10 protein-coding genes are annotated in these 12,092 nt (G+C 36.9%); 2 read left to right on the top strand and 8 right to left on the bottom strand.

Features of this window, described 5'->3' with window-relative positions; genetic code table 11:
* Positions 1-6: 6 nt before the first annotated feature.
* Both K6119_RS05200 and K6119_RS05195 read right to left on the bottom strand, forming a co-directional pair.
* Positions 7-2,544 carry a T9SS type B sorting domain-containing protein gene (locus K6119_RS05200; protein WP_221836095.1) on the bottom strand — a complete coding sequence of 846 codons (2,538 nt, stop codon included), beginning with the start codon at positions 2,542-2,544 and terminating at the stop codon, positions 7-9.
* A 3-nt stretch (positions 2,545-2,547) separates the two neighbouring features.
* Positions 2,548-5,421: a T9SS type B sorting domain-containing protein gene (locus K6119_RS05195; RefSeq protein WP_221836092.1), complete on the bottom strand. Its 2,874-nt coding sequence runs from the start codon at positions 5,419-5,421 to the stop codon at positions 2,548-2,550.
* Between the two features lie 206 nt (positions 5,422-5,627).
* Between K6119_RS05195 and K6119_RS05190 the strand changes: the two genes are divergently transcribed.
* Together K6119_RS05190 and K6119_RS05185 are read left to right on the top strand one after the other, a co-directional pair.
* A complete protein-coding gene (locus tag K6119_RS05190; RefSeq protein ID WP_221836089.1) occupies positions 5,628-6,116 on the top strand; it encodes a hypothetical protein in 489 nt (162 codons plus the stop codon).
* Positions 6,117-6,551: 435 nt separating this feature from the next.
* Positions 6,552-6,830: a hypothetical protein gene (locus K6119_RS05185; RefSeq protein ID WP_221836086.1), complete on the top strand. Its 279-nt coding sequence runs from the start codon at positions 6,552-6,554 to the stop codon at positions 6,828-6,830.
* 201 nt (positions 6,831-7,031) lie between these two features.
* Here K6119_RS05185 and K6119_RS05180 read toward each other — a convergent pair whose 3' ends face one another.
* The 6 genes from K6119_RS05180 to K6119_RS05155 all read right to left on the bottom strand — a co-directional run bounded on the left by K6119_RS05180 (position 7,032) and on the right by K6119_RS05155 (position 12,029).
* A complete protein-coding gene (locus K6119_RS05180; RefSeq protein ID WP_221836084.1) occupies positions 7,032-7,382 on the bottom strand; it encodes a GNAT family N-acetyltransferase in 351 nt (116 codons plus the stop codon).
* A gap of 100 nt (positions 7,383-7,482) precedes the next feature.
* Complete coding sequence (locus tag K6119_RS05175; protein WP_221836082.1) at positions 7,483-8,439, bottom strand: LamG domain-containing protein; 957 nt, start codon at positions 8,437-8,439, stop codon at positions 7,483-7,485.
* A 57-nt stretch (positions 8,440-8,496) separates the two neighbouring features.
* The gene (locus K6119_RS05170) at positions 8,497-8,961 is read right to left on the bottom strand and encodes a hypothetical protein (RefSeq protein ID WP_221836079.1); all 465 of its coding nucleotides are present in this window, start codon (positions 8,959-8,961) and stop codon (positions 8,497-8,499) included.
* A gap of 1 nt (position 8,962) precedes the next feature.
* Positions 8,963-10,438: a vanadium-dependent haloperoxidase gene (locus K6119_RS05165; RefSeq protein WP_221836076.1), complete on the bottom strand. Its 1,476-nt coding sequence runs from the start codon at positions 10,436-10,438 to the stop codon at positions 8,963-8,965.
* Positions 10,439-10,541: 103 nt separating this feature from the next.
* Positions 10,542-10,982 carry a doxx family protein gene (locus tag K6119_RS05160; RefSeq protein ID WP_221836074.1) on the bottom strand — a complete coding sequence of 147 codons (441 nt, stop codon included), beginning with the start codon at positions 10,980-10,982 and terminating at the stop codon, positions 10,542-10,544.
* Positions 10,983-11,075: 93 nt separating this feature from the next.
* Positions 11,076-12,029, bottom strand: coding sequence for a phosphoribosylaminoimidazolesuccinocarboxamide synthase (locus tag K6119_RS05155; protein WP_221836071.1), 954 nt, complete (start codon positions 12,027-12,029; stop codon positions 11,076-11,078).
* Between the last annotated feature and the right edge of the window lie 63 nt (positions 12,030-12,092).

Genomic DNA, 12,092 nt, shown 5'->3' with positions numbered 1-12,092 from the left:
ATGTAATTATCTAATCAAACTAATATTTCCTTTTTGATCAACTGGTTCTCCATTGATCAAATATCCTTCTAACACATACACGAATACGGCAGAATTTAACATCTTTCCGTTCCAGGTTCCATCCCAGCAAATATTTAAGCTGCCTGATTCATATACCTTTTCTCCCCAACGATTGTAAATTCTAAATGACATAGTTTTCATGCAGTCACTATACACACATAGTACGTCATTTTCACCATCATTGTTCGGAGTAAATGCAGATGGTACAAATATATCTCCACAAACGATTTCCACAAACATGGTCATACATTCTGTTGCTATACATCCATTAACATCCTCCCCAGTTACACAATAATAAGTATCCTGTAGAGGATTTGCAATAGGATCAGGGCAATCTGAACAACTTAAATCTGTATCAGGTGTCCAATTATAGCTTACTCCTCCTGATGCATAAAGTTGCGCTTCATCACCATAAGTTAATACAGTATCTGGTGTAATTGTAATCGTTGGTGGCTGATAAATGTTTACTAATACTGAATCAGTATAAGAACATCCATTACCATCAGTTACTGTAACTGTATGCATTGCCGAATCTAAATCACTTACAGTAGCTGTAGTTTGTGTAGTATTGTTCCAAACATAGGTGTAAGCTCCAACACCTCCGGTTGCAGAAACACTTGCTCCTGCCAATTCAGGTGCACAGCTGTGCATTGGAGTTAAAAATGCCGCAACTGAATCCGGTTGAATTATCGTAACATCTGCGGTTACAATACATGCACCATCTGTTACGGTTACAGTATAAGTTCCTGCTGGGACATTTGTAGCAGTAGCTGATGTTTGAGGAGGAGCTGTAGACCAGCTATATGTATATGTTCCGGATCCTCCTGCAACTGTTACACCCATAGATCCATCAGCATCTCCATAACAAGTAACATTTGTTGTAGTTGTAGTTAACAATGGATCAACAACTGTGATGTTTTGAGCACTGTTTGCTGAACAAACACCATTTACTACAGTATAAGTAATATTTTGTGTTCCTCCTGATGGATTGAACATTGATCCTGAAACACCATTCCCTGTCCATGTTCCTCCGGCAGTACCAGTAACACTATTGTTTAAGTCCACTGGTGCATCTGAAGCACATAAAGTCATTGTGGTCCATGAAGGATCAGGCGTAGTTCCTATTGTTATTGTTTGAGTAGACGTTTCAACACAAGGTGCAACACCTATTGTGTATGTCACGTCTTGAGTTCCATTTGCCGGATCAAACATATTTCCACTTACTCCGGTTCCTGACCAGGTTCCACCTGCTGTACCTGTAATTAAAGTATTTAAATCAACAGGGCCATCTGTATTACAAACTCCTGTTGGAGGATTCCAAGATGGATCTACATCAGGGATTACTGTAATAGTTTGCTGATCTGTACCAATACAAGGTGCAGTTCCAATTGTATAAGTTACTGCAATTGGTCCTACCAATCCGGCAGGGTTAAATGTGTTTCCACTTACACCGTTTCCAGACCATGTTCCTCCTGTGTCTCCTGTAATCAAAGTATTTAAATCAATTGATCCAGCAGCTTCACAAATTGTTCCAGGAGAGGTCCAAGATGGATCCAGTGCAGGAGTAACGTTTATGGTTTGAGTCAGTGTGTTGTTACAAGGAGAAGTTCCAACATCATAAGTTACACTTTGTGATCCGGATGAAGGGTTAAACATGTTACCTGTCACACCTGTACCAGACCATGTTCCACCAATATCTCCTGTGATTAGTGTGTTCAAATCAATAGGTGCATCATTTTGACAAACGTTGGCAGGTGGTGTCCATGCAGGGTTTCCTGCTTGAGTTACCGTAATAGTTTGAGTTGATACATCACCACAAGGAGCAGTATAGGTAATAGATTGCGTTCCAACAGAAGGATCAAATGAAGTACCTGTAATACCTGTTCCAGACCAAGTTCCACCTGCATCACCTGTTACTGTTGAGCTCAAATCAATTGGAGCGTCATCTGAACATGGCGTAGGAGGTGTCCAGGATGGATCGCAAGGTGCCGTGGCACAATTAATTACCCAACCTGAAGTACAACCGGTATTAAGTAGTGTTAGTGACGAAAAAGGCACGGTAGAACATACTGTTACTAATACGTTTCCGTAGGATCCTGATCCGCAGTTATAAGGTCCAACAACGTTACCGTTTACTGCTGCATTTACCGCCGTAATAGTTAGGGAACCACCAGTATCAGTAGATAAAGTTCCATAATCATTAGTGTTAACGGCTCCGTAGGATACAGTTAAACATGTAACAGGAGGTCCGGTTACAGTACTTACAATTGTTCCTGAACAGCTAGATCCGGTCCAGGCTGCTGTTCCACCGGTAATGGTTCCCGGAACATTGGCTCCGCATGCCGCATTTGGATCAGCATATCCAGATGCTGAAGAAGTACCGGTAGATGTGTAGTTTCCACAGTTATTAGGGGTCTGTCCTATAGAATAACTAGACCATAATAACATTGAAAGAAACATGAGACGAAGTAATTGTCTTTTCATAGGTTATCTTATTAAACTAATATTGCCTTTTTGATCAAAGGGTTCTCCATTAATCAAAAAGCCTTTAAGGGTATAAACAAAAACTGCTGAGTTCAAGGCTTTACCATTCCAGGTTCCATCCCAGCAAATATTCATATTATTGGTTTCAAATACTTTTTCTCCCCAACGATTATATACTTTAAATTCCATTGTTTTGATACAATCACTGTACACACAAAGGAGATCATTTTCTCCATCAAAGTTAGGAGTAAAGGCAGAAGGTACGAAAATATCTCCACATACAATCTCTACAAATACAGTGATGCAATCAGAATTTACACATCCATTAGCATCTTCACCACTTACGCAATAGTAAGTGTTCTCTAGTGGTTCTGCAATAGGATTAGGGCAATTAACACAACTTAAATCAGTTTCAGGAGTCCAGGTATATTGTACTCCTCCACTTGCAATAAGTTGAATTTCATCACCATAATGGATAGTTGTGTCATTGTTGATTATATCGATTGTAGGGGCATTCCAAACATTTACAAATACAGAATCTGTAGCTGTACATCCATTAGCATCTGTAACTGTTACTGTTGCCATGGTGGAATCAATTCCTGTTGCAACTTCTGTTGTGCTTGCAACAGGAGTCCAGTTATAAGAAAATCCTCCTACACCTCCTAGTGCCACAACACTTGCTGATCCTAAATTTGGTTCACATGCATCCATCCCGGTCATTGTCAAAATAATTTCAGCCGGTTCAACTATTGTAACATCTTGAGAAACTACACAACTACCATCAGTTACTGTAACTGTATAAGTTCCTGCAGCTAAACCTGTAGCTGTAGCTGAGGTTTGAGGTGGAGTTGAATTCCAACTGTAAGTTTGACTACCACTACCTCCGGTTGCCGTTACTGTTGCTTGTCCATCATTTAAACCAAAACAGCTTACACTAGAAACTGAAGTTGTAAGTTGTAAATCGATAACGTTGATAGTTTGAGTTAATGATGACTCGCATCCTGAAGTTCCTACAGTGTAAGTAATATCCTGTGTTCCAAAAAATGGATCGAAAACAGTTCCACTTACTCCATTCCCTGACCAATTTCCTCCGGTATCTCCAGTGATTAAAGTATTTAAATTGATTGGAGCATCAGAAATACATAAACTTTGAGTAGTCCAGGAAGCATCAGCAGATGGATCAATTGTAATGGTTTGTGTAGATGTTTGTTGACATGATCCACTTCCTACTGTATAAGTTATACTTTGTGTACCTACAGAAGGATCAAAATTATTTCCAGTAATTCCTGTACCAGACCAAGTTCCTCCAGTTGTTCCGGTAATTGTGGTTGATAAATCAAATGATCCAGATCCTGCACACAGTCCAGTAGGAGGTGTCCAGCTTGGATCTGGGGTAGCTACCACATTTATATCTTGCGTTGAACTTGCGTTGCAAGGAGAAACACCTACTGAATATGTAATTGAGATATTTCCACTTAAGCCTGTTGGGTCAAAAGATGTTCCTGTTACTCCGGTTCCAGACCATGTACCACCAGTATCACCAGTTATTAGTGTTGATAAATCTATGGCCCCATCACTTTCACATATAACAGCCGGATTTGTCCATGATGCATTGGCAGTTGCGTTTACAGTGATAGTTTGAGTTACAGCATCATCACAAGGAGCTGAACCTACGGAATATGTAATGTTTTGCGTTCCTACTGAAGGGTCAAATGTACTTCCTGAAACTCCGGTTCCTGACCAGGTTCCTCCTGTATCACCAGTGATTAAAGTATTCAAATCGATAGGAGAGGAGGCAGTACAAATACCGGAAGGTAAATTCCAACTTGCATTGGCTCCGTTGGTAACAGTAATTGTTTGTGTAGATGTGGCATCACATGGTGAAGTTCCAACTGTATAGGTGATTGATTGAGTTCCAACAGAAGGATCAAAATTATTTCCTGTAATACCGGTACCGGTCCATGTTCCACCAGTGGTTCCTGTAATGTTAAGTGAAAGATCTACCGGACTATCATTTGTACACAGGTTAGATGGAACAGTCCATGTTGCAATGGCAGTTGTGTTTACTGTAATGTCTTGAGTTACATTACAACCGCCTGGAGCAGTATATGTTATTGATTGAGTACCTGATGATGGATTAAATGAATTTCCTGTAACTCCGGTTCCTGACCATGTTCCTCCTGTATCACCTGTAATTAATCCATCAAGGTTTATGGGTCCATCAGTAGAACAAGCAGAAGTAGTTGTCCAGCTTGCATCACATGGAGCAGAACATAAGTTGGCATTAAAATCATCAAACCAAATTGAATATTGAGCAGCCCCTCCTGATAATACTGAAAAGGTGTGATTACCTCCAGTCATAATAACTGTAAAAGTGTGTTCTGTCCAACCAGTACCAACAGGAACTTGAACATCCGGTCCTATTTGTGATCCATCTAATCCAAAAGAAAAATGAGCGTTAGAAGTGTTTTGACCAGAAGCACCTGAGCCTTGTGGCCCACAATACCACACTGATAAACAAACTTCCTCTCCTCCCGAAAAATTAACAGTTGGTGATTGGATATTATCTAAACCTGCATAAAAGTATACTGAACAAGATCCTCCGTGTGCTCCCAATTGAGGAGCGTAATTTGTAGCGCCAGTTACACAACCGTTGTTTCCTACCGCAAATACAGGGTGTGTACCGTCAATTACTCTTCCAGCATCATTACCACAGGTAAATCCAGTAACACAACCACATCCACCGCCTGGACCATTTTCAAAGTCTCCACTGGCAAAAAGCTGTGCTTGGGCAGTACCAAGTTGTAAGCACCAGAATAGTAGAATAGTTATTTTAAAGATTGAGCAATTGTTCATCATTACAACGTAATCTGCCAATCAATTTAGATCGAGTCAGGATGTAGGGTACGGTTTATCTTTAACAAAATACGTATTAATTAAGTATATAGTTGCTTCTGTATTTAGCTTTTTTATACAATTTGTTAAGAATAAAACAATATGAGATGAATTTATAAAAAATAATGGGAATTACCATTGGACTAATTTTTGTATCTTTTCTGAAATTAACCAGTAAAATTGATCCCATGAGAACAATAGCATTAAGTATTTTAACCCTATTATTTGCCACTACAGTTTCAGCACAAACCTTGTTTAAAACGGGGAGTACAGAATTGGATAATGATCTAACAATAATCAATAAAGAGGCAAAAACAGATTTAGGACTTTTTAAAACAGATTTATCAGTAGAATTTGGAGTAAGTGTTGGTAAGATTGATAATCTTTTAAACATGAAAATGGAGCCAGGTGAAATTTATTTGTCACTAGAAATTTCAAAAATTGGAGGAAGAAGTTTAGATGATGTTGTCAAATGTTATAAATCCAATAAAGACAAAGGATGGGGTTACATTGCTAAGGAAATGGGGATCAAACCCGGATCAGCAGAGTTTCACGAATTAAAGGGTAATTCAAAAAACAAAAAGAACAAAGGTAATTCTGGATCTAAAGGTGGTTCCAATGGAAGCAGCAATAAAGGAAATTCTGGAAAAGGAAATTCCGGAAAAGGAAAGAAATAAACAATAGAAAATTTTTTACTGAAATCCTGATGCTTTTGGCATCAGGATTTTTTTTGGGTTAAAATCTCCATTACTTGAAGTATATGAAGAGGATTAAACTCAGTAAAAATGTGGTTGTTAAGAAAACAGTAAGTTGAATTTTTTTCGTCCTGTTACTCTTCTGTTTAATCTGACGCTTTAGTTCACTTAGGTCTTCTTCAGTCAATTTAATGGTGTGCAATTTCTTTTTAGCGCACGTTTCGCCATTATAATCGCTTTTACCTCTTTTTCGCTTAGATCTAAGTTCTTTGCGATTATTCTTAATAGAGGTAAGCATACTTTGTATTGAACCTGCTCCGCCGGACATAATGATACTAATATAAGCAAAAAACTAATATAATTAGCAATTGAATAAAAAAAATAATACTATTTTAGATTAAATCAATACAAATTGTAATGGCTATTGGGTTTGGACCAGGAAAAGACATGCTGAAAACAGTAAAGTCTCAAAGAAAACATTTAAAAGGAGATAAAAAGAAGACTGGAGCACCTGCGGTTGGAGGTTCAGCAAATGCGAATCCTAATCATTATAAACCATTAAAATTTGACAAAAAAGCAACACCGGAAATGTTAGCTGAAATCAGGACCAAAAGACAACAAAAACAAAGAGATCAATTCATTTTAACGATAGTGATATTTGTTGTTTTGTGCGGACTTATTTACTTCGTGATTTAATTTCTCTTCATTAATACAGCAATTCCAATTGACATAAGTAGAATTGAAATAACTGCTTTGACAATGATAAAAGGTTTCATTATGGACTGCCCAATCTCTCTTTGACTTGTTATATCACCAAGCATAATAATTAAGATAATTACACTGGCCAATAAAATTACAAAAGGGTAGTATTTCTTGATCATAAATGAAAAGTCAGAATTATCGCAAAGATAAAACGAACATATCATTATGAGCTTCAGATTTAGTAAAACCTAGTTCGAAAAGATACTTTTTGTGGATATCGTTGGTTGTAACAGAGGTTATTTCCAGAAATCCTTCATTTTTGAAATCATTGATTTTATGATCAAAAAACTGTTGTCCAATTCCTTGATCACGGTATTTTTCAATTAGGTAATCAACTTCAACATGTAATTGATCTCCCTTTTCTTGATAGATAAAGATTCCTACAGGGTTCCCTTCAATCTTTAATAAAAACACCGTGGCAAAATCGGTTTCTTCAATGGCGAAATCAGGAAATATTTTTTCAATTTCAGAGGCGTGTTTTTCCATGAAATTTGAAAAGATTTCAGAATCATTAGAAATTTGTAGAATTTCCAGTTGCATAGTAGACATCATAGTGTCTGCAAGATAGTGAACTAAAGCGGCTTACTTAGAAGATGATAAGTTTTTGTTTTAACAATTTCTGACCATCTGAAACTATTGCCAGGTAATTTCCTGAACTTAAATTTGAGATATCTATTTTGGTACTTTCAACATCTAAAAGTTTTTCCAAAACTATTCTTCCTGACATATCAGTGATAATCAGTTGTTGTTTTTCAGTAAAATCAATACCTGAAATTGTTAAAAAGTTTTTAGCAGGGTTTGGGTAAATAATGAAATTTTCGTCCTTTTCTACAAATTCTTCGGTTGAAGCGCTTGCTGCTGTGTAACATAAACTGTCCATTTCATCAGCAGTTAATTCCCTATTATAAATTCTAACTTCATCAACTTCGCAATCAAGGAACTTTTGATTACTGAAAACATCTTTTCCAATTCCCAAATTTGCAGCAGAAGAAATATCAGGATTTACTGTTGAATTGGACTGAGCACCCTCTAAAGTACAGTCTATATAGATTAGCCAAGTATTGGCTCTTACCACACCAATAATGTGATGCCAACTGCTATCATTAATTGAAGTTAAAGAATATCCTGTTGATCTGTAATTTCCTGAACCATCACGCCCTGCAAATCTAATTTTACCCAAACTCATTTGAAAATGATATCCGTGATCATTTCCAGGATCATATTTACTTACGATATCTCCAATCCCGTCAAAGGTGGTACGAACAAAAACTGAAATAGTAATTGAATCTGTGATTCCTCTGTTATCAGTTCCGCAATCAACAAAAGAAGAATCTGAACCATTAAATAATATGGAAGTATTACTTCCTCCATATACTCCTGTTGAGTATCCAACATTAGAAGGAATTCCGTTTATCGCATTTACACTGTAGTCGTTGGCATCTCCATCAAAAGGGTAGTAGGCAACAAGACCAGAATCCAAATTGACCTGAGAAAACATAAAAAATGGAAATAAGAAAGAAAGGCTAAGTAAAATAGATTTCATCTGTGACAGTAAGTTGTGTGTTGTCACAAATATCTAAAATATCTGCTAAATAATCAGTTATTGAATACCAACTTTATCCTTTTCTTCACTAGTTAATTGCAGTATATCCGCAATTTTTTGTTTTGAAGGCTTTATGGTAAAATAGTAAACTAGACCTATGGCTCCTATTATATAATAAAACGAATTCAAAGTCATTACTACAGCAATAAAACTGACTAAAACTGTAGCTTCTGTCATGGCAAATTTTATAATACTTGAGGTGAAAAAAATGGAGATTCTTTGCTGTAAACTCTTGTCTGGAGTGACTGCCGCCACCATTTTTTTATAAAGAACATTTCCTCCTGAAATTCCTAAAACAAGTACAGCAGGAACAACAATTATAAACGGATCTTTAAATGTTGGTACCATGAAAAATCCGACATTTTGGGTTGAAATAAATGAAATCACTCCAAAAGCAATCATCCCCATTGCGAGGGCAAAATAAATGATGCTAAATGTTCTTAAAAAAGTTGAGGGGTACATTTTATTTTTCTCCTATATGTTTTAAATAAAAGTTATTGTAAATGTGGGTTGCAACGTCTCTTCCCAATTGTAATCCTGCAACGTTATCAGCTTGAATATGGTATCCACCTAACACTCTAGATTGACCTGCCATTTCAGCAGTTCCTGAAAGGGTTTCAAAATGAAGTGTCACCGTATCTCTTAAATCATTAGGATGAGTTAAAGCGCCCGGCACCAATTTTACCGATTGTCCAAATTCATTGCTACCTGTATATAATTCAAGTGCTTTACTGCATGCTCCACTAACCGTACTATGTCCGGATGTGTAACTAGGAAATGGAGGGCAAAGGAAAGTAGCAGGAGAATATGGTCTCCAGTCTTCACCATTCATTTCAATCCAACCTTCTTCAGGACCAGCCCATCCCTTAATTTTTTGTCCCTTATAATAATGATGTACCAATGCATAAGGTCTGGCAAAATCATAGTGCATTTTAGAATCCCAAGAAGCGATAAACGCATCCATTGCAACTATCTGGTTAAGGAAATACATTTTCACATCTTCGTCTAGTGTGTGTTGATCTCTTTCTGATATGTATTGTGCAAAAATTAACCAGTGACCTGCTTGTTGAACAGATTTGGGTCCATCCCTCATAAATTCAACTAAAGCCATTTCTTCTGGAGTTAAATTTGCTTGTAATTCTACAACTTCGGCTACTTCTTTTTCCAATTGCTCTGATCCCACTTGAGGTGGAGGACCCGGTCTAAATTGACTAGCTGAGTCCAGACCAATTGGTTTAACTAATTGCCAATGTGGAGTAAGACATCCCGGGGCATATTTATTGCCGTTATTATCCAGAAAATACTTTGGTTGCCAACGGTTGATGTCATTGTTTTTATCTACTGGATTTACCGGTTTGTACATGGTGTAATCAAAGTAAGATATGCCGTTTGAACCTTCTACAGTAGCGTATTGGTTTGAGCCATCTTCTCTTCTGATGTCAATAACTGTTTGTGCAGCTAGATTACCTATTCCTTGCGGAGTTGAAGGATCAATAGACTCGTCTTTTGGATCGAAGCCTAATTCGTTCATAAAGTCCGTGAACATTGTACTGTCTGAATAATAATAGTGCATCATTGCTCTGTAAGCGGCATAACTTATAGCCTTTTCCTTGTTTTCAAGAGTTCTTTCTTCTTCTGGTCTTCTGTCAGCATTTAAATAAACAGGAATTGCCTTGTCGTCATAAACTGACCATGCATCAAAAATTGAGACAAAAATCAGACTTAAAAAACGTGAAGAAATGGTAGGTCTTGGCTTAAACCATTCAGTGTCATTGGCTGTTGCATCCAAGGCGATTTTTGCCCATTTATAGGCTAGATTATCTTTTCCTTTTGGTTCTTCAACAGTTTGTGATTGCTCCTGATTTTCATCAGAGGAATTTCCTTTACATGCGCCCAGCAACAATGCTAACGCAATGATCATTATAGATTTGAACTTCATGAGATGGTGTAATTTGTTCAAATCAAATGTAAGTATTTCAATTAATTAACAAAATCGTTTAGATTTTTACTTTGTTAACAAGATATCCAAGATGGTAGTTCAATTATGAGTTAGTTGCCTTTTTTACCTTATGTGGAAGTAATACGATCAATGCACTGATTATTACTAAATTTTTGATAATGTATTGACCCAAAAGGGAAGGACTGTAAAAGTGTTTATTGAAACATGCGTCTGACATAAGGAAAAGTGGGGTGAAGGTGCACAAAATGTGAATAATACCGGCATATATTACAAATCTATTTCTGTAATTCACCAAAAGACATATCCCAATAGCGCATTCCCAAATTGCAAGTAAAATAATGGAAACGTTCTTTGGAATTAAATGAAAAGTGAGTAAAGTAATCGTTTCACCAGCTACGCCTTCTGCAGGACTTAAGTGAGGAAAAAATTTCAGTAAACCGAACCACAAATATGCTATTCCTATACTAATGGATAGGAGAATGTTTTTGTCACTTTGAATCTTGTTTATGACAAGTTTCAGCATAATTAGGCAATCATTTTTTCAATCTAACGATCGTAAAATTAAGTTGTTGCCTCTTGTCTTCAAATGACAATTGTCAGCTAAAATGAAATTTTCTTAATGTTGGATGGCGTTTTCCAAGCACTTCAAAACATTGGTTTTAATTCTTTCTTCAATGTTAGTGTTGTCAGCTTTTACGAATTTTTCACCTATGATTTTTTCGTACAGTTCAATGTATCTGTCAGTAACTGAATTAACAAATTCCTCAGGCATGTGGGGTAAGGTTTGTCCATCTAATCCTTGAAAATCGTGTGCAATTAGCCATTCACGAACAAACTCTTTAGACAATTGCTTTTGTTTTTCTCCCTTTTGCTGTCTTTCTTCATATCCATCTGCATAAAAGTATCTTGAAGAATCAGGTGTATGGATTTCATCAATTAGATAGATTTTTCCATCTTTTTTACCGAATTCATACTTAGTATCAACCAGGATAAGTCCTTTTTGAGCGGCTAGTTCAGTTCCTCTTTGAAAAAGGGCTCTGGTATATTTTTCTAGTTGAATGTAATCTTCTTCTGAAACAATCCCTTTGGCAATTATATCTTCTTTTGAAATGTCTTCGTCATGACCTTCTTCTGCTTTTGTAGCAGGAGTAATAATTGGCTCTGGGAACTTATCATTTTCCTTCATTCCTTCCGGCATTGGAACTCCACAAAGAATTCTTCTTCCAGCTTTATATTCTCTGGCAGCATGACCGGACATATAACCTCTGATCACCATTTCAATTTTAAAAGGCTCACATTTGTGCCCAAAAGCCACCATTGGGTCAGGTGTATCAATTAACCAATTTGGAACAATATCAGCTGTTTGTTTTAAAAACTTCGCAGCCAATTGATTCAAAACTTGTCCTTTATAGGGAATAGCTTCGTGTAAAATGTAATCAAATGCTGATATTCTGTCAGATGCGACAATCACCAATAGATCATCCTGTATGGTGTACACATCTCTAACTTTACCATTGTAAACAGCAGTTTGTCCGGGAAATTGAAAAGAGGTTGATTTTATTGCGCTCATGCCAAAAATATTTGCACGCAAATTTAGCTCATTATCACTTAAAAATCAGAGATAGTTATGAAC

It is taken from the genome of Paracrocinitomix mangrovi, from assembly GCF_019740355.2.
Lineage (GTDB): Bacteria > Bacteroidota > Bacteroidia > Flavobacteriales_D > Crocinitomicaceae > Paracrocinitomix > Paracrocinitomix mangrovi.
The sequence above is the reverse complement of the archived record's forward strand: the minus strand, read 5'-3'. Positions and strand labels throughout refer to the sequence as shown.

What these genes read in the sequence shown, in the direction of transcription:
- K6119_RS05170 (WP_221836079.1), bottom strand. Translation starts at nt 8,961, where the DNA reads ATGTACCCCTCAACTTTTTTAAGAACATTTAGCATCATTTATTTTGCC.
- K6119_RS05185 (WP_221836086.1), top strand. Translation starts at nt 6,552, where the DNA reads ATGGCTATTGGGTTTGGACCAGGAAAAGACATGCTGAAAACAGTAAAG.
- K6119_RS05190 (WP_221836089.1), top strand. Translation starts at nt 5,628, where the DNA reads ATGAGAACAATAGCATTAAGTATTTTAACCCTATTATTTGCCACTACA.
- K6119_RS05165 (WP_221836076.1), bottom strand. Translation starts at nt 10,438, where the DNA reads ATGAAGTTCAAATCTATAATGATCATTGCGTTAGCATTGTTGCTGGGC.
- K6119_RS05175 (WP_221836082.1), bottom strand. Translation starts at nt 8,439, where the DNA reads ATGAAATCTATTTTACTTAGCCTTTCTTTCTTATTTCCATTTTTTATG.
- K6119_RS05155 (WP_221836071.1), bottom strand. Translation starts at nt 12,029, where the DNA reads ATGAGCGCAATAAAATCAACCTCTTTTCAATTTCCCGGACAAACTGCT.
- K6119_RS05160 (WP_221836074.1), bottom strand. Translation starts at nt 10,982, where the DNA reads ATGCTGAAACTTGTCATAAACAAGATTCAAAGTGACAAAAACATTCTC.
- K6119_RS05180 (WP_221836084.1), bottom strand. Translation starts at nt 7,382, where the DNA reads ATGGAAAAACACGCCTCTGAAATTGAAAAAATATTTCCTGATTTCGCC.
- K6119_RS05200 (WP_221836095.1), bottom strand. Translation starts at nt 2,544, where the DNA reads ATGAAAAGACAATTACTTCGTCTCATGTTTCTTTCAATGTTATTATGG.